This window comes from Streptomyces sp. sk2.1 (genome assembly GCF_008120935.1).
In the GTDB taxonomy this organism is placed as follows: Bacteria; Actinomycetota; Actinomycetes; order Streptomycetales; family Streptomycetaceae; genus Streptomyces.
Genome location: NZ_RDBO01000055.1, coordinates 145,599 through 171,882 on the forward strand (window position 1 = coordinate 145,599; position 26,284 = coordinate 171,882).

The following is a 26,284-nucleotide window of genomic DNA, read 5'->3' on the forward strand; positions in this document are numbered from 1 at the left end:
ATGACGTGCTGCCTACCGAGAATCGGCTGAGGCGGCGCGAGGACTTCGCGACCGCGGTACGTCGAGGACGCAGGGCAGGCCGCCCGCTTCTCGTCGTCCACCTACGCAGCGGTTCAACGGACCCGCACGCAACTGGGGAGAACGCTCCCCCGCCGCGTGCGGGTTTCGTTGTCAGCAAAGCAGTGGGTGGAGCGGTGATACGCACAGCGGTGAAGCGCAGGCTTCGCCATCTGGTCCGCGATCGGCTCGCGCTGCTGCCCCCCGGTAGCCTGGTTGTCGTACGGGCGCTGCCCGGAGCGGGCGACGCCGACCATGATCAGCTGGCCCGAGACCTGGATGCCGCTCTCCAGCGGCTGCTGGGAGGGGGCGCGCGATGAAGTACCCGCTGCTGGCTCTCATCAAGCTGTACCAGTGGACGATCAGCCCACTCCTCGGGCCTGTCTGCCGCTACTACCCGTCGTGTTCCCACTATGGATACACGTCGATCGACCGGCACGGGGCGATCAAGGGGACTGCGTTGACGGCCTGGCGCATCCTGCGGTGCAATCCGTGGTCACCCGGTGGCGTGGACCATGTTCCACCACGCAAACGTCCGCGTTGGCATGAGCTCCTGCGTAATGCCATGCGCGGTGGCAAGGGCGGGGACTCCGCCGCTGACGTGCCTGCTCGGGAATCGGCTTCCGAATCCCGGAGCTCGGCCGCAGAGACTTCGCCCAATGCTCAAGGAGCCTGATTAGTGGACACGATTGCCAGTCTGTTCAGCTTCATCACCTGGCCCGTCTCATGGGTCATCGTCCAGTTCCACAAGTTGTACGGGGCGATCTTCGGTGACGACACCGGGTGGGCCTGGGGCCTGTCCATCGTGTCCCTGGTGGTGTTGATCCGGATCTGCCTGATCCCGCTTTTCGTCAAGCAGATCAAGTCGACCCGCAACATGCAGGTGCTCCAGCCGAAGATGAAGGCGATCCAGGAGCGCTACAAGAGCGACAAGCAGCGTCAGTCCGAAGAGATGATGAAGCTGTACAAGGAGACGGGTACCAACCCGCTCTCCTCGTGCCTTCCCATCCTGGCGCAGTCGCCGTTCTTCTTCGCCCTGTACCACGTGCTCTCGTCGATCGCCTCGAACAAGAAGATCGGCGTGATCGACCAGTCGCTGCTCGACAGCGCCCGTCAGGCCCACATCTTCGGTGCCCCGCTCGCCGCCAAGTTCATGGACAGCGAGGAGAAGGTCCAGGCTCTCGGCGCCTCGCTGACCGATGTCAGGGTCGTCACCGCGGTCATGATCGTGCTGATGTCGGCCTCGCAGTTCTTCACCCAGCGCCAGCTGATGACGAAGAACGTCGACCTGACGGTCAAGACGCCGTACATGCAGCAGCAGAAGATGCTGATGTACATCTTCCCGGTGATCTTCGCCGTGATGGGCATCAACTTCCCCGTCGGTGTCCTCGTCTACTGGCTGACCACCAACGTCTGGACCATGGGTCAGCAGATGTACGTGATCAACCAGAACCCGACCCCGGGCAGCAAGGCGCAGGACCAGTACCTGGGACGTCTGCTGAAGAGCGTCACCACGCACGGCGAGGTCCGCGGAAGGACCCGTCGCAACACCGTCAAGCGGATCGTGGCCAAGGGCCCGGACCGCAACGACATCGAGCGGAAGTTCATCACGGGGCTCGCCAAGCTGGGGCTCGTCGCCCAGGAGGACGGCACGGTCATCAAGGGCGAGACGTCCGATGCCGATGCCGAGGGCACGGCCGCGCAGCGTCGTCAGCAGCCCAAGCGCCAGACCAAGGCCCAGCGTCAGACCGGTGGCACGGCGGCCAAGGGCGCCGATTCCACCGAGTCGGACTCCAAGACTTCCCTGCAGAAGGGGAAGGCCCCGCAGGACGAGAAGCCCAAGCCGGCGGGCAAGCCTGCGTCCGGCTCCTCACGCCAAGCCAAGTCCGGGCAGCGCAAGGGTCCGCAGCGGCCCAAGCACCCGTCCAAGAAGTAAGAAGGAGTCCATCCGTGACGGAAGGCACCACCTCCACGGCCGCTGAGGGCAGCGACACCTTGACCCGCCTCGAGCAGGAGGGCGAGATCGCAGCGGACTACCTCGAGGGCCTGCTCGACATCGCCGATCTCGACGGCGACATCGACATGGACGTCGAGGCGGACCGGGCCGCGGTCTCGATCATCAGCGACTCGGCACGTGAACTGCAGAAGCTCGTGGGCCGCGACGGTGAGGTGCTGGAGGCGCTCCAGGAGCTGACGCGACTCGCCGTGCACCGGGAGACCGGGGACCGCAGCCGGCTGATGCTGGACATCGCGGGCTTCCGGGCCAAGAAGCGGGCGGAGCTCGCCGAGCTGGGCGCCAAGGCCGCGGATGAGGTCAAGAGCACCGGCGAGCCGGTGAAGCTGGACCCGATGACTCCGTTCGAGCGCAAGGTCGTGCACGACGCGGTCGCGGCCGCCGGTCTGCGCAGCGAGTCCGAGGGCGAGGAGCCGCAGCGCTTCGTCGTCGTTCTCCCGGCCTGACCGGCCCCTTTGCTCCACCGGCCCCGTCTGTTCGCAGGCGGGGCCGATCTTTGTCAGCCTGATAGTCAGCCACCCACAGTGCGGTAGTGCGGTAAGGAAGGACGGTTCCCGTGACGGCGGAAGTAGAGCTTCCCGAGGCGCCGGAAGAGGCGCGCGCGGTTTTCGGCGAGTTCTTCCCGGAAGCTGTTCGGTACGCGGAACTGCTGGCGGACGCCGGAGTGAAGCGGGGGCTGATCGGGCCGCGCGAGGTCCCCAGGCTGTGGGAGCGGCACCTGCTGAACTGCGCGGTGCTCTCCGAGGTCGTCCCCGAGGGAGTCACCGTCTGCGACGTGGGCTCGGGTGCGGGGCTTCCGGGCATTCCGCTGGCGCTGGTGCGACCGGACCTCAAGATCACCTTGCTGGAACCTCTGCTCCGGCGGACGAATTTCCTCCAGGAAGTCGTCGAGCTGCTGGGCCTGGACCATGTGACGGTCGTGCGCGGCCGAGCCGAGGAGGTCCTGGGGACGCTGCAGCCGGTTCACGTGGTGACGGCCCGCGCGGTGGCCCCGCTGGACCGGCTGGCCGGCTGGGGTGTGCCGCTGCTGCGCCCGTACGGCGAGATGCTGGCGCTGAAGGGGGACACCGCCGAGGAGGAGATCGCCGGGGCACGTGCGGCCCTGAGCAAGCTCGGTGTGGAGGAGACCGAGGTGCTGCACGTCGGCGAGGGGGTGGTCGACCCGATGTCGACGGTGGTGCGTGTGGTGGTCGGGGAGAGCCCCGGCGGTGTGAGGTTCGCCGCAAAGAGGGCCAAGGCCGCGCGGACGAGCCGCACGCGACGTCGTCGCTGACGACTCCGACCATGCGGCGAGGTCAGCCGTAATGGGCGATTACTACCACTTAATGATGGTTCTCTCGGCATGTGGCCATACGTGACCATGCGGAGTGTCGTGCCCCTGCGGCTGGGCCGCAGGGGCATCGTGTTTCACGTGAAACGTCGCTCTCTGCTGCAGGAGTTCATCAGGCGCGGTCGTGCGGCTGCCGCGCCACGGCATCGCAAGCCCGTGAGGGCTACGGAGTTGTCCACAGAAGAGGAATCATCCACAGAAGAACCGACCTCGCTGGTTCACGACCCCGAAAGCATGGCAGGCTCTGTTCATTGCGAGCCTGAAGTCGAGGAGAGTGAATCCTTGCGGTCCGACGCCAACTTCGCGGGACCGATGACCGATCCGGTCCCCGGTCCCCGAACCGAATCGGCGGGGGAGGGTGTTTCACGTGAAACACCACCGCCGATGGACGACACACCCATCGGTCGTGCGGCCCAGCTGGCGGTCGAGGCCCTCGGCCGCGCCGGCGAGGGCATGCCCCGGCCTGACCGTACGCGCGTCATGGTGGTGGCCAACCAGAAGGGCGGGGTGGGCAAGACCACCACGACGGTCAACCTTGCCGCCTCGCTCGCGCTCCACGGCGCGCGCGTTCTGGTGGTCGACCTCGACCCGCAGGGGAACGCCTCCACGGCTCTGGGCATCGATCACCATGCCGAAGTCCCCTCCATCTATGACGTCCTGGTGGACAGCAGGCCACTTTCCGAAGTGGTCCAGCCCGTTCGGGACGTCGAAGGTCTCTTCTGTGCCCCCGCCACCATCGATCTCGCCGGTGCGGAGATCGAGCTGGTGTCGCTGGTGGCACGGGAGAGCCGGTTGCAGCGGGCGCTCCAGGCGTACGAGCAGCCGCTGGACTACATCCTCATCGACTGCCCGCCCTCGCTCGGCCTGCTGACGGTCAACGCCATGGTCGCCGGTGCAGAGGTGCTGATCCCCATCCAATGCGAGTACTACGCGCTTGAAGGACTGGGGCAGCTGCTGCGCAACGTGGATCTGGTGCGAGGGCACCTCAACCCCGATCTTCATGTGTCGACGATCCTGCTCACCATGTACGACGGCAGGACCAGGCTCGCGTCGCAGGTTGCGGAGGAGGTGCGCACGCACTTCGGCAAGGAGGTGCTGCGGACGAGCATTCCGCGATCGGTGAGGATCTCGGAGGCGCCGAGCTATGGGCAGACGGTTCTGACCTACGACCCGGGTTCCAGCGGGTCGTTGTCGTACCTCGAAGCAGCGCGTGAGATCGCCCTGCGGGGTGTCGGGGTCCAGTACGAGGCCCAGCACGCCCACGCGGGCACTGGGAACAGCCAGCAGAGCATTTCGGAGGGTATTCAGTGAGCGAGCGTCGAAGAGGGTTGGGGCGTGGGCTGGGTGCTCTGATCCCCGCCGCTCCGCAGGAGAAGCAGGTGCCGTCCACAGGGATGGGCTCGGCCTCCTCCGGGGCGGGGCCCGTGATGACGGCGGATCGAGGAGTGGCTGCGGCGAAGGTGGCCACCCTCGCGAACACTCCGGTGGTGCCGGAGCCGAGCGCGCCGGTCCTGGAGAACGATGTGGCCCCCGGGCCGGCAACGGTTTCCGGGGCGTACTTCGCCGAGGTACCCCTCGACTCGATCACCCCGAACCCTCGTCAGCCCCGTGAGGTGTTCGACGAGGACGCACTCGCGGAGCTGGTGACCTCCATCAAGGAGGTGGGCCTGCTCCAGCCCGTCGTGGTGCGGAAGGTGGGGCCGGAGCGCTTTGAGCTCATCATGGGTGAGCGGCGCTGGAGGGCCTGCCGAGAGGCGGGTCTGGAGCGGATCCCGGCCATCGTCCGGGCCACGGAGGACGAGAAGCTTCTCCTGGACGCGCTCCTGGAGAACCTCCACCGGGCCCAGCTGAACCCGCTGGAGGAGGCAGCCGCGTACGACCAGCTGCTCAAGGACTTCAAGTGCACGCATGACCAGTTGGCCGACCGGATCGGGCGCTCGCGCCCGCAGGTGTCGAACACGCTGCGTCTGCTGAGGCTGTCGGCTCCGGTACAGCGGAGGGTCGCGGCCGGGGTGCTGTCGGCGGGCCACGCACGGGCGCTGCTGTCCGTGGAGGACTCGGATGAGCAGGACAGGCTCGCCCACCGCATCGTGGCCGAGGGGCTGTCGGTGCGTGCGGTCGAAGAGATCGTGACTCTCATGGGTTCCAACCCCACGAGCTCCGCCAAGCCCAAGGGGCCGCGGGCCGGCGGCCGGGTCTCGCCCGCGCTGTCCGATCTCGCCTCCCGGCTGTCGGATCGCTTCGAGACCAGGGTGAAGGTCGACCTCGGGCAGAAGAAGGGAAAGATCGTCGTCGAGTTCGCCTCGATGGAGGATCTCGACCGGATCCTCAGCAGCCTGGCACCGGGCGAGGAGCGCGTGCTGGACCGGACGTCCTCCGAGGAATCCGCAAAGGACGACGAGGACTGATCCCGGACCGACGGGATGGTGGGCGGGTTGTGCTTCCGGTGGTTGCCGGAACACAGCCCGCCCTTTGCTTTCTCCCGGTGTCGGCTTCATCTTCGGGTGGATACGATGCGTTCCGGTATGGCACATCCGGCTTGAGCCGCCTCGGTGGAGAGGGCCATGCGACCAGTGAGCCGCAGTCGATCGATGACGGTGGAACCGGGCCCGGGAACCTGCGAGGGCTTTGCCGGTGGCCTGCTTCTCGAACGGGGTGCACTGACCGTCGTACGCGATGCGACGAGTGAAGGAAGCGAGGAACAGCCTTCATGGGGCGTCGGTTCGTACCGCTCACATTGGACAACCTTTCCGATATCCCAGGGCGCTGCCGATCGTGCGTTTTCTGGGAGCTCGATCCCGTCAGCGGGGAAGCCGCGCTGAGGGCGGGGACACCTGCGCTGGAGAAGGAGGCGTGGATCTCGGCTGTTCTCCTGGAGTGGGGATCGTGCGGCCGTGTGGTCTACGTCGATGATGTGCCGGTGGGCTTCGTCCTCTACGCGCCACCGGCCTATGTGCCGAGGTCGACGGCGTTTCCCACCAGTCCGGTCTCCCCCGATGCCGTGCAGCTGATGACTTCCTGGATCGTGCCCGGCTATCAGGGGCAGGGGCTCGGCCGGGTCATGGTGCAGACCGTCGCCAAGGATCTGCTGCGACGGGGGTTCAAGGCGATCGAAGCGTTCGGCGACGCCCGCTGGAAAGAGCCTGCCTGTGTGCTCCCCGCGGATCATCTGCTGGCGGTCGGCTTCAAGACCGTACGACCGCATCCGGTCCATCCCCGGCTGCGGCTGGAGCTGCGGACGACGCTTTCCTGGAAGGAAGACGTCGAGCTGGCGCTGGACCGGTTGCTGGGCGCGGTGCAGAAGGAACCTGCCCTCAGACCGCTGTGATCCACGTGCCCATGGAAAAGCGAAACGGGTCCGTCCCCGAGGGACGGACCCGTTTCACGTGAAACATCGTGCTGCGGTGCTACGCGCCGATGAAGTCTTCGAGGTCGCGGAGGATCGCGGCCTTCGGCTTGGCGCCGACGATGGTCTTGGCGACCTCGCCGCCCCGGTAGACGTTCAGGGTCGGGATGGACATGACGCCGTACTTGGCAGCCGTGGCCGGGTTCTCGTCGATGTTGAGCTTGACGACCTCGATCTGCTCGCCGTGCTCGGCGGCGATGGCCTCCAGGGAGGGGGCGATCTGACGGCACGGACCGCACCAGGCGGCCCAGAAGTCCACCAGTACGGGCTTCTCGCTCTTCAGGACGACCTCGTCGAAGGAGTCGTCGGTCACGTTCTTCAGGGCGCCGGCCACGGCGACCTCCTTAACTTCTCGGGGTGTGGGGTGAGAGGCGTGGATCAGACGGCGGCCGCGGCGGCCTTCTCGTCGTCGGCGAGCGCGGCAAGGAAGCGCTCGGCGTCGAGAGCGGCCGAGCAGCCCGTGCCGGCAGCGGTGATGGCCTGCCGGTAGGTGTGGTCGACGACGTCACCGGCACCGAAGACACCGGTGAGGTTGGTGCGGGTCGAGGGGGCCTCGACCTTGAGGTAACCCTCTTCGTCGAGGTCGAGCTGGCCCTTGAAGAGCTCGGTGCGCGGGTCGTGGCCCACCGCGATGAACAGGCCGGTCACCGCGAGCTCGGAGGTCTCGCCGGTCTTGGTGTTCCGAAGGGTCAGGCCGGACAGCTTCTGCTCGCCGTGGACCTCGGCGACCTCGCTGTCCCAGGCGAACTTGATCTTCGGGTCGGCGAAGGCGCGCTCCTGCATGGCCTTGGAGGCACGCAGCGTGTCCCGGCGGTGGACGATGGTGACCGACTTGGCGAAGCGGGAGAGGAAGGTCGCCTCCTCCATCGCGGTGTCGCCGCCGCCCACCACGGCGATGTCCTGGTCCTTGAAGAAGAACCCGTCGCAGGTGGCGCACCAGGAGACGCCGCGTCCGGAGAGGGCGTCCTCGTTGGGCAGACCGAGCTTGCGGTGCTGGGAGCCGGTCGTGACGATGACGGCCTTGGCACGGTGGACCGTGCCGGCCGTGTCGGTGACCGTCTTGATGTCTCCGGTGAGGTCCACGGAGACGACGTCGTCAGGGACGAGCTCGGCACCGAAGCGCTCGGCCTGGGCACGCATGTTGTCCATGAGCTCGGGGCCCATGATCCCGTCCTGGAAGCCCGGGAAGTTCTCCACGTCGGTGGTGTTCATCAGCGCGCCACCGGCGGTGACGGCGCCCTCGAACACCAGCGGCTTCAGCGAGGCGCGTGCGGTGTAAAGGGCGGCCGTGTAGCCCGCGGGGCCGGAGCCGATGATGATCACGTTACGGACGTCGCTCACGGGTTTCTTCCTCGTCTCTGCAGACTGCCTACTGTCCACGCCTACTGGGGTCGGTTCAACGACTCTCACCCCACCCAACGGATCCTACGGGGGATGCATTCCCCGACGTGTCGGAGCGGCGCCGGGAGCGTTTCTCAGGGGCGCGTGTAGGTGCGGGTCAGCAGGAGCTCGCCCTTGCCCGTGGAGTTCTGGACGCAGGTGGCATCGACGACGTACGCCTGCACACGGCCGGTGTCGGAAGGGTGCGGAAGGACGACGAGGAAGGCGTTCGTGCCTTTGTAGGTCCCGGATTCCGCGGCGAGGGCCGGGGTCTCGCGTCCGATGCCCTGCTGCACACAGGTCGGCACGGACACGGTAGGTGCTCGCAACGGCGCCTGGGACGGTGCGGTCGACTCGCCCGTGGGGGTCGACTGGGCTCCGACGGACGGGGCCTGCTTCTCGGCGTGGAGACCGTCCGGGCCCGACGGCTTCGTGCCGCCGTCCAGGAGGGTGCGTACCCGGCCTTCGAGCGAGGAGTCGGAGAAGGTGTCCTCGCTGTTCGTCGTGGAGCCGGACCGACGGTCCGAGGCGCTGACGCCCGCGGAATCGTGGGTCGGCTGGAGCCCCTGAAGGATGAAGACGCTCATCCCGATCATGGCTGCGCCGAGAGCGGCACCGAGCACGGCGAAACGGCGGCGGCGCCGGACCGGCCGACGGCCGGGGCCCGTGGTCGCGCGGGGACGGCCTGCCGGGCGGCCCGGGGCACTCCCGGGCTCCGGGACGGACTTCTGTATCGGCAGAAGCTCTGTTTCACGTGAAACATGTGCGGAGTTGTCGAGTGCCCCGGTGTCCGTGAGAGCGGCTTCGGCGGCAAGCGCGGCGTCGATGCGGTCCGCGACGTCGTCGGGCATGAGCTGGGGCTCGGGCGCGGAGCCGAGCAGTTCCCGGATCTCCTGGAGAGCGGCATGGACCTCGCCGCAGGGCTCGCATCCCTCCACGTGCCGGTGGACCTCTGCCGCACGCGACGGCGGGAGCAGCCCCTCCGTGAGATCGGAGATCTCCGTGACATCCGGATGCCGGGTCGTGTCGGTCGTTGATGTCATGCGTGTCCACCTCCGCCCTTCACTACTGCAGCGGGATCGCCCGTGCCTGCGTTACTCGGCCCCGATGCCGGTGGGACGGATGAGCGCCCCGTCCGGTTCCTTTCCGTGCCGAGTCCGTCGGTTCCCGCGTTCTCGCTGCGGAGGTGGACGAGGAGGGGTGCCAGTCGGGCCCGCCCCCGTGCGCAGCGGCTCTTCACGGTGCCCGCCGGTACGTCGAGGATGCGTGCCGCCTCGGCCACGGGGTAGCCCTGCATGTCCACGAGGACGAGCGCGGCCCGTTGCTCGGCGGGGAGAGTGGCGAGCGCGGCCAGCAGCTCGCGGTGGAGGTCCCGGCGTTCCGCGGGGGCCTCCGCGGACTCATGCGGTTCGAGGAGCTGCTCGAACCGTTCGGTGTCGTCGATGGGCGCCGTTTTCCGGGTGGCTGCCTTGCGGACCCGGTCGAGGCAGGCGTTGACGGTGATGCGGTGCAGCCAAGTGGTGACGGCGGACTGGCCGCGGAAGGTGTGTGCGGCCCGGAACGCGGAGACGAGGGCGTCCTGGACGGCGTCGGCGGCTTCCTCGCGGTCGCCCAGGGTGCGCAGTGCCACGGCCCACAGCCGGTCGCGGTGACGCCTCACGATCTCGCCGAAGGCATCGGGGTCCCCGGCCACATGGCGAGCGAGGAGGTCTGAGTCGCTGAGTGGTTCTGACGGCTCGGCGGCCACCTCCCCCTCCCTCCCTTTCTCCATGTCGCGGTGCGTCTGTCTATCACGATTTCGAGCGGGCGGGGCAGGGGGCATGGGGCCGCCGTCCGACGTGGGCACCGGATGTACGGGAGGCCGGTGGGGCGCCCCACCAGCCTCTTCGTCAGTTGAGTACGGAGATCTCCGAGATCCCGCCCCGATAGCCGCCCGTTCCGTCCGCCGGGAGCTCGGTGACATGGATCAGGACGTAGCGGGTCCGTACGGGCTTGTCCAAGGTCTTCTTCAGCTCGTTCCCCGCCGTTTCGAGTTCCGTGAGGCGCTGCGGGAAGTCCGAGAGCGACGACGGGGCGGAGGCATCCGCACCGGCCGCGAGAACCTCGATCTTCTGTCCGCTGCGGTACATGCCGATCTCGAGGCCGGAGACGTCCTGGACGCTGCCCAGATCGACGACTATGCCGCTGCCGTCCCTGCGGGGCGCGAGATTGCCGAAGTTCGCGTACCCCTTGTAGCGGGGGGTGACCCAGGCGGTGCTCGCGTCACCGTCGATGCTCTTCGGCACGTCCTCCTGCTTGATGCCCGAGCCGCTGGGCATGAATTCCGTCGCGCCGTTGATCCGCAGCGGCTTGAGCGGGGCCGGTGCCTTGTCGTCGCCGTCCTTTGGAGTGGTCTGCGTGGTCTCCTCGGGCTCCGAGCCCTTGAGACGGTCGATGAGCGTTTCGGCGAGCTGCCAGCTGCCGAGGCCCAGCGCGACGATGAGCAGCGCGGAAACGGCCCACTTGAGGACCTTGCCGGTGCGGCTCTGGAGCGGGGCCGGCGGCACGGCGACCACGGGCTGCGTGGGAACGGGCCCGCTCGGCGGGCGGCCGTAGGAGCCCTGCTGGTAGGTCGTGCGCTGGTACTCGGGCGGTGCCGTGAAGGCGGGCTCCGGCGGACGGATGCGGGGCATCGCGGCCACGGCCTTGGCCAGCTCGTCCGGCGTGGTGCACGGCTGTTCCTGCCGGGAGGCGGTGGCGCCGTCGTTGGCCAGCGCGCGCATGGCGATCTCGGAAAGGCCGCGGTGGACACCGGCCCGCACCTGGTCGGGGGCGATCAGCCCCACTCCCTTGGGGAGCCCCGTGAGGCCGTACGCGTCGTTCTCGTACGGCCAGCGCTGGGTCAGCGCGGCGTAGAGAAGGGCGCCGATCGCCTCGGTGTCCGCACGCTGCGGGCCCTCGGAGGTGATGCCCCGCAGGGCGGCGTTCACCGCGAGACCGCGGATCCGGTACTGCCCGGTCGAGCTGCGCAGCACCGCACCCGGGGTGAGCCGCAGATGCGCGAGCCCTTCCCGGTGTGCGGCGGCCATGGCCTGGGAGACCTGGCTGACGAGCTGGTACGCGTCGTGCGCGTCCATCGGTCCCGAGGCCAGCAGGGAGGTGAGCTCGGTGGCGTCGGGGAGCCATTCGTGGACGACGTAGACGAGGTCGTCCTCCTCCACCGCGTCGAGCACCTGCACGAAGCGCGGGTCGCCGAGCAGGGCGGAGGACCGGGCCGCGGCCAGCACGGAACGGGCGCGGGGATGGTCGGCGGGGAGCAGATGGACGCCCACCGCGCGGCGCAGTTTCTCGTCCACGGCCCGCCAGCTGCTGAATCCGTCCAGACGGGTGACGCATTCCTCGAGCCGGTAGCGTCTGGCAAGTTTGTGGCCGCTGTGCAGATCAGGGGTCGGCAGGGTGGGCCTGGAGCCGATGCGCTCGCCGTCCGTCCCCTGTGGTTCCGAGCTCGTCTTGTCCTGAGCTTCTGCCGTCCCGTCGGCCGTGGCCTCGTCCGCCTTGGCGGTCAGCGGCTCGTCGCCGCTGTTGTCGGCCACGTCGACGGCAGCCGTGCTACGTTCCGCCACCGTCGTTCCTGCCTCCCCATCCGTTGCGCGATGCCAGCCAGCTCTGCACAGTCACGCCAATTGTGCCCACACTCCGGCGCTATGCACGACACGCAAGGGGCAGGGATGGTTGTGCGGCCGGTGGACGTCAGCGTCCGAGACGTCCTCGAACCATGCCGACCATGCCGTTGATCTCCTCGATCCGCATGCGCTTGGCGGCGACGAAGAAGACGCCCAGCAGTACGGCCCCGCCGCAGATCAGCGCGACGAGCGAGCCGAAGGCACCTTCGCCCAGGCCCAGGAGCACGGCGAAGCCCACGCCTCCGCCGAGCACCGCCGCCGGGACGGCGGCCATGCACAGCCTGGCGTAGGTGCGCACGACGTGGGCTCCGTCCAGGTCCCCGCCCAGACGGTTGCGCAGCCGCCGCCAGGCGATGCCCACACCGACGGCGTAGGCGAGTCCGTACGAGGCGGCCATGCCGACCACGGCCCATTCGGCGGGCAGCACCACGTAGCAGAGGGCCGACGCGGCGGCGTTGACCGCGGCGACGATGACCGTGTTGTAGAAGGGGGTGCGGGTGTCCTCGTAGGCGTAGAAGCCGCGCAGCACCACGTACTGCACGGAGTACGGGATCAGGCCGAGGCCGAAGGCCATGAGGATGTAACCCATCGACCGGGCCGCCTCGGTTCCGGCGGAGGAGTACATCAGGGTGCACATCGGCAGGCCGAGGGCGAGGAACATGAAGGCCACCGGCACGATCGCGACGGCCGAGTTCCGCAGACCCTGCGAGATGTCGTCCCGGACGGCACCCGGGTCGTTGTCGTGGGCGGCGCGGGAGATGCGGGGCAGCAGGGCCGCCATGACGGACACGGTGATGATCGCCTGCGGCATGCCCCAGATGAGCTGGGCGTTGGAGTAGCCGAGGAATCCGGCGCCGTCCTTGCCGGACAGCTTGCCCGCCGAGGTCGCGAGCTGGGTGACGACGATCACGCCCGCCTGGTTCGCCAGGACGAACAGGACGGTCCACTTGGCCAGCTTGATCGTCTTGCCGAGGCCGTGTCCCTTCCAGTCGAAGCGCGGACGGAAACGGAATCCCGCCTCGCGCAGGTACGGGATCATGGCCAGGGCCTGCACGACGAGACCGAGCAGTGTGCCGATGCCGAGGAGCCGGACGCCCTCCGCCGGAATCGTCTCGACACCCATCCGGGACTCGGCGGACGTGCCGTAGACCCAGATGAACATGCCGAACGTGAAGATCATGACGATGTTGTTGAGGACCGGGGTCCACATCATCGCGCCGAACTTGCCGCGGGCGTTGAGGATCTGGCCCATCACGACGTGCACGCCCATGAAGAAGATGGTCGGCAGGCAGTACCGGGCGAAGGTCACGGCGACGCTGTTGGCCGCCGCGTCCTGGGCGATCGTCGGCGACATCATGTGGATCAGCCATGGGGCGGCGAAGACCGCAATCGCGACGATCACGCCGAGCGCGACCATCACGAGGGTCAGCAGCCGGTTGGCATAGGCCTCGCCACCGTCCTCGTCGTCCTTCATGGAGCGGACGAGCTGGGGCACGAAGACCGAGTTGAGACCGCCGCCCACGGTGAGGATGTAGATCATCGTGGGCAGGGTGTACGCGATGGTGAAGCTGTCGCCGAGCAGGGCCGCACCGAGCGCGGCGGTGATCACGAGGCTGCGGACGAACCCCGTCAGGCGGGACACCAGGGTGCCGGCCGCCATCAGGGCGCTGGACTTCAGCAGCCCGGAGACCCGGCCGCCGGACTTCGGCGGAGCGGCCGCCGGAGCCGGTTCGGGCGCCGCGGGGGCGGGTGCCGCGCCGGACGGGCCCTCCTGGTCCCGGAAGAGGTGTGCGAAGGCGTCGGGCTGCTCCTCGTCCCGGGACGCCTGGCTGACGAGGTCGTCCACCCCGACGAACTGAGTGGTCGCCGCGTTGTCGCCGTACGGCAGGTGCCGCGACGGGCCGTCGGGCTCGGGAGGCGGGGTCTGTGCCCAGATGCGCGGGTCGGGCGGGTACTGCGCCGCGGGCGGCTGCTGGTAGAGCGGATGGGGCTGCTGGTAGGTGCCCGGGGGCGGCGGTGGGTGCGCGGCGCGGTCGTACAGAGCCTCGGTCACCGGGTCCTGGACGGTCAGGTCCTGGGCGCGGTAGGGGTCGCGGTCGTAGGCGTCCTGGAGGTACGGGTCGGGCGTCGGCGGAACCTGGCCGGGGCCCTGGGGCACCGGAGGCCCGCCGGAGGGCCCGGCTCCGCCCGCACCCTGACCGCGGTCACCGTCGTACGGCGCGTTCATCGAAACCCCACCTCATCGTCCCCGGCCGACCGGCCACGACAGACATCGCTCAACGTTCCACTTTCTCACCCGGGGCCGAAGGCTCCCCGCTTTCCGGACCGGTGTCCGGCGTCGGGTCACTCGGCTGCTCGGGTTCGCCGCCACCGTCGTCCGGGCCGTCCGCGTTGACGCGCTTGCGCTGGGTGTACATCCTGACGCCCGCGAGGACCAGGAGCAGCAGCCCTCCGGCGATGACCAGCAGCACGGTCGGGGTGAGCTCGGAGACCTTCACGGTGAAGGTCATCTCCTCGCCGTACGGTGTGCCGTCCTCCGTGTAGAGCTGTGCCGTCATCCGCACCTGGCCGTTGATGTTGGCCGCGGCGTCGAACTTCACGGACTGGCTGTGGCCGGGGCCGATGCGGATCGGCTGTTCCGCCACGGCTCCGCCGTCGTTCAGCTTGAGGCGGGTGGCGTTCTCCGACTTCAGCCGGAGGACCAGGTGGTCCACGCCCTGCAGCAGCCGGTTCTGCACGGTCACGGGGATGGTGGCGCTGCGGCCGGACAGGGTGACGTCGGACTTCGTGATGAGCTGGACCTCGTTGATGAGGCCCTGCAGATAGGTGCGGACCGAGTCCCGGTACTGCTGGGCCTCGAGCGGCCGGCCGCGCCACGACGTCGACATGGAGCGGTTGAGCGCGTTGCCGAAGGGGGTCACGACCCGCTCGGTCTGGGTGAGGATGACCTGGAAGTTGTCCAGCGAGACCTGGGTGGACTTGATGTCCTGGAAGGCCTGGGTGGGCAGCTCCTGGCTGCGGAGCTTCTTCGGGTACTTGGAGGCCCCGGGGACGCTCGTCGTGGCGTTGGTGTCGGGCTTCGCCCCGGCCGCTTCCACGAGCCCGAGCGGCTGCGTCCAGCGCTCGTCGTCGAGCCCGTGCAGAGCGCGGGCCATCGACTGCGCCTGGGCGACCGTGGGCATCCGCTGCGGTGCGACGACGATGCTCCGCTCCGTGTCGGTGTCCTGCTCGGCCAGTGCGAGGGTCAGCGCGAGGAACTTCTGCACGGCGAGGGTGGAGTCCTCCGCCTTCGACATGTCGCCCTGGAAGGCCGTGGAGAGCCGGGCGTCGGCGACCACCGCAGTGGTGCCGCCACCGATGGGCCGGGCTGCGGTCGGGGTGTAGGACAGGTTGCCCGTCTCCTGGAGGCTGTCGCTGCGGGCGATCACCTTGTGGGCGCCGGCCGAGGTGGCGACATCGACGATCGACGGGTCGATCGCGCCGTCGACGGGCCAGGCGAAGTCGGTCGACGGTTTCACGTGGAGCACGGTCTGCACCGTCGTCGCCGCCGCCTCCGTGGCGGTCTGGAGGTGGCTGAGGGTGCCCGAGACGTTCTTGCCGCGGTGTGCGATGGACGCCAGGTCGGGATCGGCGAACGGCAGCGCGACGACCTTTCCGTCCGCCACGGCGGCTTCGAGGGAGGTGAGCCACTTCTTGGCGACGGCCTGGTTCTTCCCGGCGACGGTGGTGTCACCGGACTTCACGCGGTAGTCCCCCGCCATCGCGTCGGCGCTGGCCAGCAGGTCCGGGTCGATCACCCAGGTCACCGGCAACCGGCTGCCCAGCGAGACCAGCTGTTCGAGGCGCCCGCCCGGAGCCAGCTCGGTGGCCAGGCTGTCGTCCGCGAAGACGGGGGTCCGCTGGTCGTCGGTGTCCGTCTCGGCGGTGACATGGGCCGACGCGATGAGCGGCCAGAGGTAGGTGACCTTGGTCCTGGAGTCGCGCTCCTCCTCCTGCCAGGGCAGGAAGGTCCGCTCGATCCCCAGCACCTGTTCGTACGGGACCCGAGAGGTCTGCCCCGACAGCGAGACGCCGAGCTGGTAGACGCCGTCGTCGCCGAGCCCCAGCTTGCCGACCGGGACGGACAGCGTGAAGTCCTGACTGATGCCGGAGGGGAGCTTCGCGAACTTCACCGTGTACTTGCCGCCGAGCGGGGCGGGGTCGCTGCCGAGCACGAAGTCGGTGCGTTTGGCGGCGGCGTCGATCGCCGTCCTGCTGGGGAGCTTCGAACCCACCCGCAGATCGACCGTGGCCCGGGTGATCGCTTCCTTGCCCCGGTTGGTCACCGTGCCGGAGATGGTCAGGGTGTCCCCCTTGACCGGGGCGCTCGGGGCCACCCCGTCCAGGGACACGTCGACCGTCCGGGATCCGGTGGGGGCCTTGCCGATCTCGCCCGCCCGCGCCGCGGGCGCGGCCGGACCGGCCAGCAGTCCCGCGACGAGCGGCACGCCGATCATCAGGGCTGCGGTGCGCCGCAACCACCGGCGGGCAGGAGAGGTACCGATCCCCTGGATGTCTGCCGGCTCGGCCACGCGCTTACCCGTCCCTCGTCGTCGTCAGCTGGTGTCGATGGTTGTCGGTTGCTGCGTCCAGGCATGGTAACGATGTGCGCGGGTGCCCGTGGCCGGGGAGTGCACTACAAGATCGGGAAGAGCCCCGCGGGGTGTGACGAAACCAGGACGACCGGGCCGGTCCGGGCACGTACCCTTTTCTGTTGTGTCGAACGCCAATGAAGACAGCTCCCGTGCCCTGACCCAGGTGCAGCACCGCGCAGTCAGCGAACTGCTGCGGGTCTCCCCGGTCGCCGACGACCTCGCCCGCCGTTTCCAGGACGCCGGCTTCAGCCTGGCGCTGGTCGGCGGTTCGGTCCGGGACGCACTTCTCGGCCGGCTCGGGAACGACCTGGACTTCACGACCGATGCCCGCCCCGAGGCCGTGCTGAAGATCGTCCGGCCGTGGGCCGACTCGGTGTGGGAGGTCGGGATCGCCTTCGGCACGGTGGGCGCCCAGAAGGACGGCTACCAGATCGAGGTCACCACCTACAGGTCGGAGGCGTACGACAGGACCTCGCGCAAGCCCGAGGTGTCCTACGGCGACTCCATCGAGGCCGACCTCGTCCGCCGCGACTTCACGGTCAACGCGATGGCCGTCGCGCTCCCGCAGAAGCACTTCATCGACCCCCACGGCGGTCTGGAGGACCTGGCGGAGCGCGTCCTGCGCACCCCGGGAACGCCCGAGGAATCGTTCTCCGACGACCCGCTGCGCATGCTGCGCGCCGCTCGTTTCGCCGCCCAGCTGGACTTCGACGTTGCTCCGGATGTCGTCACCGCGATGACGGAGATGTCCGGGCGCATCGAGATCGTCTCCGCCGAGCGGGTCAGGGAGGAGCTCAACAAGCTCCTGCTCTCCGCCCACCCCCGCAAGGGGCTCGGGCTGCTCGTCGGCACGGGGCTGGCGCAGCAGGTGCTGCCGGAGCTCCCCGCGCTGCGTCTGGAGAGTGACGAGCATCACCGTCACAAGGACGTCTACGAGCACTCTCTGACCGTCCTGGAGCAGGCGATCGACCTGGAGAAGGACGGCCCGGACCTGACTCTGCGCCTGGCAGCTCTCCTCCATGACATCGGCAAGCCGAGGACGCGACGCTTCGAGAAGGACGGCCGCGTCTCGTTCCACCATCACGAGGTGGTGGGCGCCAAGATGGTCAAGAAGCGGATGACGGCGCTCAAGTACTCCAACGACATGGTCAAGGACGTCTCGAAGCTGGTGGAGCTCCATCTGCGCTTCCACGGCTACGGAGACGGCGAATGGACCGACTCCGCGGTCCGGCGGTACGTGCGCGATGCCGGCCCCCTGCTGGAACGTCTGCACAAGCTGACCCGTTCGGACTGCACCACGCGGAACAAGCGCAAGGCCGCTGCCCTCTCGCGGACCTACGACGGTCTTGAGGAGCGCATTGCCCAGTTGCAGGAGCAGGAGGAGCTGGATGCCATCCGCCCCGACCTCGACGGCAACGAGATCATGAAGATTCTGGGTGTCGGCCCCGGGCCGGTGATCGGCAAGGCGTACGCGTTCCTGCTGGAGCTGCGGCTGGAGCATGGGCCGATGGAGCATGAGGCGGCGGTCGGGAAGCTCAAGGAGTGGTGGGCCGCGCAGGGCTGAGAGCTCCTGGTCTCCGGGGTGGAGTGACGAGGGGGCGACGTGCGGTCATGTTTCACGTGAAACATGACCGCGCTCTTGGTTCCGCGCCCCTGGCCCGTTGAACCTGTGGCCCGGGCACCGCATGCCTGGATCACAGGTGCCGGGTGTCAGGCATGGACTTCCGTTCGACGGGGGCGATGTTTCACGTGAAACATCAGCCCGCCTCCTTCCGCCCCGGAGACCGGAGTGCCGTACTGGTGGCGCGGCTCCACCGGAACATCGCCGCGGCGACGGCCGCGTAGAGGATGGCCACTCCGATCACCACCACGGGAGACCGTCCGTCGGGCGGCAGCGTCACGGCGGCGACCGCGGCGGCCCCCACGAAGGCGACGTTGAAGAGCACGTCGTAGAGGGAGAAGACCCGGCCTCGGTAGGAGTCGTCCACCGAGGTCTGCACCACCGTGTCCGTCGCGATCTTCGAGCCCTGGGTGACCAGCCCGAGAACGAACGCCGCGACCAGCATCGGGGCGGGGACGAACCACAGGCCCAGCGCGGGTACGAGGGCGGCGGCCGTCGCCGCGCACACCGCCGTCCAGCCGAACCGTCCGAACCGGCCCACCGCCCAGGGGGACAGCACGGCTGCCGCGAAGAACCCCGCACCGGAGGCGCCCACCGCCAGTCCGAGAAGGGCCAGCCCCTCGGAATCGGTACCGGCCCAGGCGTACCGGCAGAGCATCAGCACCGTCACGGTCAGGGCCCCGTAGCAGAAGCGGATCACGGCCATGGCGGCCAGCGCCCGCCCGGCCGGCTTCCGCTCCGCCAGGTGACGCAGACCGTCGACGAGGCCCCGTGCGGTGATTGCCAGGGCCGCTCCCAGCCGGGCGCGGCGCTCTTCCCGGTCCGGTCCGAGCAACCGGATGCCGAGCGTCAGGGAGGCCAGGGCCGAGGAGAGGTAGAGCAGCGCGGCCAGCAGCACCACCGCGGCGTCGGAGTCCGAGACCAGCAGCCGCACGACGAAGGCGAGACCGCCGCCGGCCGTGGCGGCGAGCGTTCCGGCGGTGGGCGAGAGCGAGTTGGCCAGCACCAGTCGGTCGTCGTCGACCACTCGTGGCAGCGCCGCCGAGAGACCGGCCAGTACGAAGCGGTTCACCGCGGTGACGCACAGGGCCGAGGTGTAGAAGAGCCATTCGGGCGCGGAGCCGAGGATCAGGAGCGCGGTGCAGCAGGCGAGTGCGGCGCGCAGCAGGTTCCCGTACAGGAAGACCTGGCGGCGCGACCAGCGGTCCAGCAGGACGCCGGCGAAGGGGCCGATGAGCGAGTACGGCAGCAGCAGAACGGCCATCGCCGAGGCGATGGCACCGGCCGAGGCCTGTTTCTCCGGGGAGAAGACGACGTGTGCCGCCAGCGCCACCTGGTAGACACCGTCGGCGGACTGGGAGAGGAGTCGTACGGCGAGCAGGCGACGGAAGTTCCGAAGGCGCAGAAGAACGCGCAGATCACCGACGACGGCCATGCGATCAAGAGTCACATACGTCGAGGGCCCCCGGGCGGATTGCCCGGGGGCCCTCGACGATGTGGAGGGGCGGGAGCGTTGCCGCTCCTCACCGGCTCGCGCCGACGTACCGTGTCCGGTCGCGTCAGTTGGAGACCTCGCCGCGGATGAACTTCTCGACGTTCTCGCGGGCCTCGTCGTCGAAGTACTGGACCGGCGGGGACTTCATGAAGTACGAGGACGCGGAGAGGATCGGGCCACCGATGCCGCGGTCCTTGGCGATCTTCGCGGCACGAAGGGCGTCGATGATGACACCGGCGGAGTTCGGGGAGTCCCACACCTCGAGCTTGTACTCCAGGTTCAGCGGAACGTCACCGAAGGCGCGACCCTCCAGACGCACGTAGGCCCACTTGCGGTCGTCCAGCCAGGCGACGTAGTCCGACGGACCGATGTGGACGTTGTTCTCGCCGAGCTCGCGGTCCCGGATCTGGGAGGTGACGGCCTGCGTCTTGGAGATCTTCTTGGACTCCAGGCGCTCGCGCTCGAGCATGTTCTTGAAGTCCATGTTGCCGCCGACGTTCAGCTGCATCGTGCGGTCCAGGATGACGCCCCGGTCCTCGAAGAGCTTCGCCATCACGCGGTGCGTGATGGTGGCGCCGACCTGCGACTTGATGTCGTCACCGACGATCGGGACACCGGCCTCGGTGAACTTGTCCGCCCACTCCTTGGTGCCGGCGATGAAGACCGGGAGGGCGTTGACGAACGCGACCTTGGCGTCGATGGCGCACTGCGCGTAGAACTTCGCAGCGACCTCGGAGCCGACCGGCAGGTAGCAGATGAGGACGTCGACCTCGCGGTCCTTGAGGACCTGGACGATGTCGACCGGGGTCTCGGAGGACTCCTCGATCGTCTGGCGGTAGTACTTGCCGAGACCGTCGTGGGTGTGGCCGCGCTGGACGGTGACGCCGGAGGCCGGCACGTCGCAGAGCTTGATGGTGTTGTTCTCGCTGGCACCGATGGCGTCCGCGAGGTCGAGGCCGACCTTCTTCGCGTCGACGTCGAAGGCGGCGACGAACTCGACGTCACGCACGTGGTAGTCGCCGAACTGGACGTGCATCAGGCCGGGCACCTTGCCGGCCGGATCGGCGTCCTTGTAGTACTCGACGCCCTGGACCAGCGAGGCGGCGCAGTTGCCCACGCCGACGATGGCTACGCGAACCGAACCCATTCCGGTTGCTCCCTGTGTGTTTTGGATGTTCCCTATGAAGCCCCGCGGATCTGCGGGGGCCTCACTTTGCGGTGTCGTCGGACGGATCCGGCGGGGAGTCACCCCGGCGCCGGGGCAGGCCGCCCGTCTCTCCTGCTGTGTTCTGCTGAGCTTCGCTCCCGGGCGAGGACCGTCGCTGATCCCGTCCCGACCGCTCGCTCTCGATGAGCTCGTTCAGCCAGCGCACTTCGCGCTCCACGGATTCCATGCCGTGTCGCTGCAGCTCAAGCGTGTAGTCGTCGAGGCGCTCGCGAGTGCGGGCCAAGGAGGCCCGCATCTTCTCCAGGCGTTCCTCCAGCCGGCTGCGCCGGCCCTCCAGCACACGCATCCGCACCTCGCGCTCCGTCTGGCCGAAGAAGGCGAAACGGGCCGCGAAGTGCTCGTCCTCCCAGGAATCGGGACCGGTGTGCGAGAGCAGCTCCTCGAAGTGCTCCTTACCTTCCGCCGTCAGCCGGTAGACGATCTTCGCGCGGCGTCCGGCCAGTGAGGAGGCGGGAGCGGGCGCACGGCCGGTGGCGGGCGGGAGGTCGGCGGGAGCGGTACCCGGCTCCTCGATCAACCAGCCGTTGGCGACCAGCGTCTTGAGGCAGGGATAGAGGGTGCCGTAACTGAAGGCGCGGAAGATCCCCAATGAGGTGTTGAGGCGTTTGCGCAGCTCGTACCCGTGCATCGGGGATTCACGGAGCAGACCGAGAACGGCGAATTCGAGGATGCCGGAGCGCCTGCTCAACTTCGCCTCCTCGTTCTCCGAGTGCTCCCGGGGAACCTCCGAAGCGGTTCCTCGGAACCCTGTGCCGGGCTGATGTACCGAGCTGATGTATCGACTCGATACATCACGACGATAGATCGGTGACAGCGTTGCGACAAGAGGGGCCATCGTGAACGGCGTCACATCGTGAATTCGTAGGCACCGACTTGCGTTGTTTGAGGTGAAGTTCGGCCCTAGGTGGGTTTTGACCGTGCGTAGTCTGTGCGGCATGCAGACCACCGGGAACCGCGAGACGCCCCCACGCGTCAGTTTTCGCGGACTAGCCGGACGCACTGCGGGCGGGCCCGTCACCGGGCTGGTCCGTCATTCGGGGGGACCGGATCTCAACTGCCGCTTCCAGGCGCTCTCGCCTGCCCGAGGAGTAGTCGTTCGATGAGCGAGCACCGTCGCAAAGCGCCGCAGCCACAGGGTGGCGGGCGTGCCGCGGCCAGACGAGCAGCCCCGCGTTCCTCAGGACGCCGCGCAGCTCCGTCACATGGAGTGACGTCTGAAACACCTTCCGATTCGTACGGCGGACGCGCCGAGGCCAGACGCGCCGCCCAGCGGGGCGGCGGAAGCCGTCGTGCCGCCGAGGGCGGCGGGGCGGGCCGCGGAGGCGGTGGCCGTCGCCGCGGTGGCGGCAGCGGAGGGCACGAGGAGCCGGGCCGGGGGCGGGGCCGTGGCCCCCGGCGGCCGAGCAAGAAACGCTTCATCGACTACCCCCGCGCCGACAAGGACGGCTTCCGGCGCTGGGTTCCGTCCTGGAAGCTGGTCTCCGCCCTCTCCATCGGGTTCCTCGGCCTGCTCATGGGCCTCGCCGGTCTCGCCTACGCGATGGTCGACAAGCCCAAGGTGAACGAGGCCGCGAAGGCGCAGAACAACGTCTACTACTGGGACGACAACACACAGATGGTCGCCACGGGTGGTGAGGTCAACCGCCAGATCATCAACTACGAGCAGATCCCCAAGGCGATGCGGGACGCCGTCATCTCGGCCGAGAACAAGACCTTCGAGCACGACCGGGGCATCGACCCCATGGGCATCGCCCGAGCCGTGTTCAACATGGCCACCGGGGGCGAGACGCAGGGCGGTTCCACGATCACCCAGCAGTACGTGAAGAACTCGCGTCTGTCCCAGGAACAGACCCTGAGCCGGAAGTTCCAGGAACTCTTCATCACGCTCAAGGTCAGCAATGACATGAAGAAGAGCCAGATCATCACGGGCTACCTGAACGTCTCGTACTACGGGCGAGGTGCTTCGGGGCTCCAGGCGGCGGCCCGTACGTACTACGGCAAGGACGCGATAGACCTGGACCCGAGCGAGTGCGCGTTCCTGGCGACGCTGCTCAAGGGCGCGTCCTACTACGACCCGGCGGGCGCTCCCGACGTCGACTCCAAGCAGGCGACCAAGGAGCTGAACACCGAGCGGGCCAAGAAGCGCTGGAAGTGGATCCTCGACGAAGAGGTGAAGGACGGCCGCCTCTCGAAGGCGGAGCGCGCCAAGTACACCGAGTTCCCGATGCCCGATCCGCCGCGGAAGAACGCCCAGCTGGGCGGTCAGGTCGGTTACCTGGTCGACCTCGCCAAGAAGTCCTTCCTCAACAACAACGACCGGGGCGTCACGGCGGACATGCTGGCCCAGGGCGGCTACGAGATCCACACCACCTTCAACAAGAAGAAGGTCGAGCAGCTCGAAGCCGCAGTCCAGAAGGTCTACGACAGCAAGATCAAGCCGAAGGAACGCCCCAAGACGGACACCCACGTCCAGTTCGGCGGCGGGTCGGTGGATCCCAAGACCGGTGCCATCGTGGCGATCTACGGCGGCCAGGACGCGACCAAGCACTTCACCAACAACGCCGATCCGACCGGTGCGCAGGTCGGTTCGACCTTCAAGCCCTTCGTGCTCGCGGCGGCGATGCAGTACGGCAAGCGCGACCCCTCGCTCGGCGAGGAGCAGAACGAGTCGCAGCGCACGAAGGTCTCGCCGCTCAGCATCTACAACGCCGACGACATGCTGAAGATCAAGAAGTACAACGGCGAGATCTGGACCGACGAGAACGGCAAGGAGTGGCTGCAGGCCAACGACGGCCATGAGTCGAAGGGCAACATCACCCTCCGCGAGGCCATGCAGTGGTCCGCCAACTCCCCGTACGTGCAGCTCGGCATGGACGTCGGCACCGACAAGGTGAAGGACGTCGCCATGGCCGCGGGGCTCAGGGACGACGACCAGATGGCGGACTCGCACGTGCCGTCGTTCTCCATCGGTACGTCCTCGCCCAGTGCGATCCGCATGGCCGGCGCGTACGCGACCTTCGCGGACAGCGGCAAGCAGCGCGAGCCCTACTCGGTCACCGAGGTGAAGCACGGCGGCGCGGTGATCTACCAGCACAAGGGGGTCGTCAAGAGCGCCTTCGACCCCGCGATCGCCGACAACGTCACCGACGTCCTGAAGAACGTCGTCGACAAGGGGACGGGTACCCCCGCGCAGCTCCCCGGCCGGGATGTGGCGGGCAAGACGGGTACGACGGACGACAACAAGTCCGCCTGGTTCGTCGGTTACACGCCGCAGCTGTCCACGGCCATCAGCATGTACCGGCTCGACGACGACGCGAACAACAAGAACCGCGCGTTCGAGAAGATGTACGGCACGGGTGGCGAGCGGACGATCCACGGAGCCTCGTTCCCGGCCCAGATCTGGCACGACTACATGGCCGATGCGATGAAGGGGAAGAAGGTCCTTTCCTTCCCCGAGCCGGGAGAGATCGGCGACAAGGTCTACGGCGGCGGCGCGCAGAGCCCCAAGCCGACGCCCACCAAGGAAGTGACGCCCACGCCGACCGAGACGGAGACCGAGACGCCTCCGGCGAGCACGACCCCGTCGCCGCCCGATCCGACCAGTAGCTGCGATACGTGGGACTGGGACTGCCAGCACAACAACGGCGGCACCAACAGCGGTGCCAACGGTGGGGACTCGGGCGACATCGGCGGCTTCCCGACCACGTCGCCCTCGCCACCGAACGGTGGCGGTGGCAACGGCGGCAACGGAAACGGCGGCAACGGAAACGGGGCGAACGGCGGATTCATCGCCGGACCGGCCGGATAGCCCCCGCCGGGTCCACGGGGCCGACCGGCAGTGAGGGCCGCCGCACCACGTGGTGCGGCGGCCCTCGTCGTTTCCACGGGCCCGTACGGCAGTATGAGCGGCATGCCGAGCGCAGAAGACACGAGTGTGCACCAGCCGCAGGACCAGTCCGTCGTGCGGCCCACGCACGAGGACGAGATCGCCGAGGCCGGCAGCGAGCTGATCGGCGGACGGCCGGGGTACTGGGCGAGACTCGGCGGCACGACGCTCACGCCCGTGGCCGTCGTCGCGCTGGTGGCCCTCGGGATGTTCGCGCTGGGCATGGTGCAGAAGCTGCCCTGCTACAACTGGGCCTGGTTCAGGGGAGCGGGCTCGCAGTACACCCACGCCTGCTACTCGGACATCCCGCACCTCTACGTGGCCCGCGGCTTCTCCGACGGCCTCGTGCCGTACTTCGACCGGCTGCCCGGCGACATGCAGTACCTGGAGTACCCCGTGCTGACGGGGGTGTTCATGCAGGTCGCTTCCTGGCTGACGCCGGGCGGGTCGATCCAGTACCGCGAGCAGATGTACTGGATGGTCAACGCGAGCATGCTGATGATCTGCGCAGTGATCATCGCCGTCTGCGTCGCCCGCACGCACCGGCGCCGCCCCTGGGACGCGCTGCTGGTCGCCCTCGCCCCGGCCTTCGCGCTCACCGCCACGATCAACTGGGACCTGCTGGCCATCGCGCTGACGGCCGCGGGGATGCTCATGTGGTCCAGGGGCCGGGCCCTGGCGTTCGGCGTCCTCATCGGGCTCGCCACGGCCGCCAAGCTCTATCCCGTGTTCCTGCTGGGGCCGGTGTTCGTCCTGTGCTGGCGGGCGGGCAAATGGCGGGAGTTCGGCACGGCCACACTTGGGGCGGCGGTGGCCTGGCTGGTGGTGAACCTGCCGGTGATGGCCTTCGCGCCCGAGGGGTGGAAGAAGTTCTACACGTTCAGCGAGGAACGGGGCATCGACTTCGGTTCCTTCTGGCTGATCATCACGCAGCGCACCGGTGAGAGCATCGAGGTGTCGACCGTCAACACCGTCTCGACCCTGGTGACGGTCCTGCTGTGCGCGGGCGTCGGGGCGCTGACCCTGATGGCACCGCGCAGGCCGCGCTTCGCGCAGCTCGCCTTCCTCGTCGTCGCGGCGTTCATCCTCGTCAACAAGGTCTACTCGCCGCAGTACGTGCTGTGGCTGATTCCCCTGGCCGCCCTGGCCAGGCCGCGCTGGCGCGATTTCCTGATCTGGCAGGCGTGCGAGGTCATGTACTTCCTGGGGATCTGGATGTACCTCGCGTACACGACGAGCGGAGACAAGCACCAGGGGCTGCCCACGGAGGGGTATCAGCTGGCGATCGCCCTGCACCTGCTGGGCACGCTGTACCTCTGTGCCGTCGTCGTGCGGGACATCCTCGTGCCGGAGCGGGACGTCGTACGGCTCGACGGGTCGGACGACCCGTCCGGCGGGGTGCTCGACGGGGCCCCGGACGCGTTCGTACTGGGCCGGGCGGCCCGGCCGTCGCGGCACGCACACCCCGAGGCCGAAGCACCGAGGGTGGAGTGGGGCGCGGCGCGGGGGCCGGCCGCGGACTGAGGACGGACCGGCCCCGGGGGAATGTCCGCTCCCGGGGCCGGTGCCTT

General features: G+C 68.5%; 21 protein-coding genes. 11 read left to right on the plus strand and 10 right to left on the minus strand.

Annotated elements, in window-relative coordinates; translation table 11 throughout:
- The first annotated feature begins 5 nt into the window (after window positions 1–5).
- The 8 genes from rnpA to EAO76_RS17935 all read left to right on the plus strand — a co-directional run bounded on the left by rnpA (window position 6) and on the right by EAO76_RS17935 (window position 6,729).
- Window positions 6–377 (plus strand): ribonuclease P protein component, encoded by a 372-nt coding sequence (gene rnpA / locus EAO76_RS17900; RefSeq protein ID WP_148836952.1) that lies wholly within the window; start codon window positions 6–8, stop codon window positions 375–377.
- Window positions 374–733, plus strand: coding sequence for a membrane protein insertion efficiency factor YidD (gene yidD, locus EAO76_RS17905; RefSeq protein WP_148836953.1), 360 nt, complete (start codon window positions 374–376; stop codon window positions 731–733). Before rnpA ends, yidD begins: the two co-directional genes overlap by 4 nt.
- A gap of 3 nt (window positions 734–736) precedes the next feature.
- The gene (gene yidC, locus EAO76_RS17910) at window positions 737–1,993 is read left to right on the plus strand and encodes a membrane protein insertase YidC (RefSeq protein WP_148836954.1); all 1,257 of its coding nucleotides are present in this window, start codon (window positions 737–739) and stop codon (window positions 1,991–1,993) included.
- A 14-nt stretch (window positions 1,994–2,007) separates the two neighbouring features.
- Window positions 2,008–2,517 carry a R3H domain-containing nucleic acid-binding protein gene (locus tag EAO76_RS17915; RefSeq protein WP_148836955.1) on the plus strand — a complete coding sequence of 170 codons (510 nt, stop codon included), beginning with the start codon at window positions 2,008–2,010 and terminating at the stop codon, window positions 2,515–2,517.
- A 110-nt stretch (window positions 2,518–2,627) separates the two neighbouring features.
- Window positions 2,628–3,344, plus strand: a complete 717-nt coding sequence (rsmG, locus tag EAO76_RS17920; protein WP_148836956.1) for a 16S rRNA (guanine(527)-N(7))-methyltransferase RsmG — start codon at window positions 2,628–2,630, stop codon at window positions 3,342–3,344.
- Window positions 3,345–3,635: 291 nt separating this feature from the next.
- On the plus strand, window positions 3,636–4,712 hold the full coding sequence (locus EAO76_RS17925) for a ParA family protein (RefSeq protein ID WP_148837382.1): 1,077 nt from the start codon (window positions 3,636–3,638) through the stop codon (window positions 4,710–4,712).
- A complete protein-coding gene (locus tag EAO76_RS17930) occupies window positions 4,709–5,809 on the plus strand; it encodes a ParB/RepB/Spo0J family partition protein (RefSeq protein WP_148836957.1) in 1,101 nt (366 codons plus the stop codon). Before EAO76_RS17925 ends, EAO76_RS17930 begins: the two co-directional genes overlap by 4 nt.
- Window positions 5,810–6,111: 302 nt before the next feature.
- Window positions 6,112–6,729, plus strand: a complete 618-nt coding sequence (locus EAO76_RS17935; RefSeq protein WP_148836958.1) for a GNAT family N-acetyltransferase — start codon at window positions 6,112–6,114, stop codon at window positions 6,727–6,729.
- A 79-nt stretch (window positions 6,730–6,808) separates the two neighbouring features.
- Here EAO76_RS17935 and trxA read toward each other — a convergent pair whose 3' ends face one another.
- The 7 genes from trxA to EAO76_RS17970 all read right to left on the minus strand — a co-directional run bounded on the left by trxA (window position 6,809) and on the right by EAO76_RS17970 (window position 16,420).
- Window positions 6,809–7,141 (minus strand): thioredoxin, encoded by a 333-nt coding sequence (gene trxA / locus EAO76_RS17940; RefSeq protein WP_148836959.1) that lies wholly within the window; start codon window positions 7,139–7,141, stop codon window positions 6,809–6,811.
- 44 nt (window positions 7,142–7,185) lie between these two features.
- The gene (gene trxB / locus EAO76_RS17945) at window positions 7,186–8,148 is read right to left on the minus strand and encodes a thioredoxin-disulfide reductase (protein ID WP_148836960.1); all 963 of its coding nucleotides are present in this window, start codon (window positions 8,146–8,148) and stop codon (window positions 7,186–7,188) included.
- Between the two features lie 134 nt (window positions 8,149–8,282).
- On the minus strand, window positions 8,283–9,230 hold the full coding sequence (locus EAO76_RS17950; RefSeq protein ID WP_148836961.1) for an anti-sigma factor: 948 nt from the start codon (window positions 9,228–9,230) through the stop codon (window positions 8,283–8,285).
- Window positions 9,227–9,958 carry an RNA polymerase sigma factor SigM gene (gene sigM / locus EAO76_RS17955; RefSeq protein ID WP_148836962.1) on the minus strand — a complete coding sequence of 244 codons (732 nt, stop codon included), beginning with the start codon at window positions 9,956–9,958 and terminating at the stop codon, window positions 9,227–9,229. Before sigM ends, EAO76_RS17950 begins: the two co-directional genes overlap by 4 nt.
- Before the next feature lie 118 nt (window positions 9,959–10,076).
- Complete coding sequence (locus tag EAO76_RS17960) at window positions 10,077–11,789, minus strand: protein kinase family protein (RefSeq protein ID WP_148836963.1); 1,713 nt, start codon at window positions 11,787–11,789, stop codon at window positions 10,077–10,079.
- 127 nt (window positions 11,790–11,916) lie between these two features.
- On the minus strand, window positions 11,917–14,076 hold the full coding sequence (gene murJ, locus EAO76_RS17965) for a murein biosynthesis integral membrane protein MurJ (RefSeq protein ID WP_148836964.1): 2,160 nt from the start codon (window positions 14,074–14,076) through the stop codon (window positions 11,917–11,919).
- A gap of 49 nt (window positions 14,077–14,125) precedes the next feature.
- Entirely contained in the window at window positions 14,126–16,420 is a 2,295-nt protein-coding gene (locus EAO76_RS17970; protein WP_148836965.1) for a DUF6049 family protein, read from the minus strand.
- A gap of 184 nt (window positions 16,421–16,604) precedes the next feature.
- Here EAO76_RS17970 and EAO76_RS17975 point away from each other — a divergent pair, with 184 nt between their 5' ends.
- Complete coding sequence (locus tag EAO76_RS17975; protein WP_148836966.1) at window positions 16,605–18,047, plus strand: CCA tRNA nucleotidyltransferase; 1,443 nt, start codon at window positions 16,605–16,607, stop codon at window positions 18,045–18,047.
- A gap of 193 nt (window positions 18,048–18,240) precedes the next feature.
- On the opposite strand, the gene EAO76_RS17980 is transcribed toward EAO76_RS17975, so the two are convergent.
- From EAO76_RS17980 to EAO76_RS17990, 3 genes are all read right to left on the minus strand, one after another.
- Complete coding sequence (locus EAO76_RS17980; RefSeq protein ID WP_148836967.1) at window positions 18,241–19,539, minus strand: MFS transporter; 1,299 nt, start codon at window positions 19,537–19,539, stop codon at window positions 18,241–18,243.
- A gap of 124 nt (window positions 19,540–19,663) precedes the next feature.
- On the minus strand, window positions 19,664–20,746 hold the full coding sequence (locus EAO76_RS17985; RefSeq protein WP_148836968.1) for an inositol-3-phosphate synthase: 1,083 nt from the start codon (window positions 20,744–20,746) through the stop codon (window positions 19,664–19,666).
- 61 nt (window positions 20,747–20,807) lie between these two features.
- Window positions 20,808–21,515: a PadR family transcriptional regulator gene (locus tag EAO76_RS17990; RefSeq protein ID WP_148836969.1), complete on the minus strand. Its 708-nt coding sequence runs from the start codon at window positions 21,513–21,515 to the stop codon at window positions 20,808–20,810.
- Window positions 21,516–21,926: 411 nt separating this feature from the next.
- Here EAO76_RS17990 and EAO76_RS17995 point away from each other — a divergent pair, with 411 nt between their 5' ends.
- Together EAO76_RS17995 and EAO76_RS18000 are read left to right on the plus strand one after the other, a co-directional pair.
- On the plus strand, window positions 21,927–24,635 hold the full coding sequence (locus EAO76_RS17995) for a transglycosylase domain-containing protein (protein ID WP_148836970.1): 2,709 nt from the start codon (window positions 21,927–21,929) through the stop codon (window positions 24,633–24,635).
- 102 nt (window positions 24,636–24,737) lie between these two features.
- Complete coding sequence (locus EAO76_RS18000; protein ID WP_148836971.1) at window positions 24,738–26,237, plus strand: glycosyltransferase family 87 protein; 1,500 nt, start codon at window positions 24,738–24,740, stop codon at window positions 26,235–26,237.
- Window positions 26,238–26,284 lie beyond the last annotated feature (47 nt).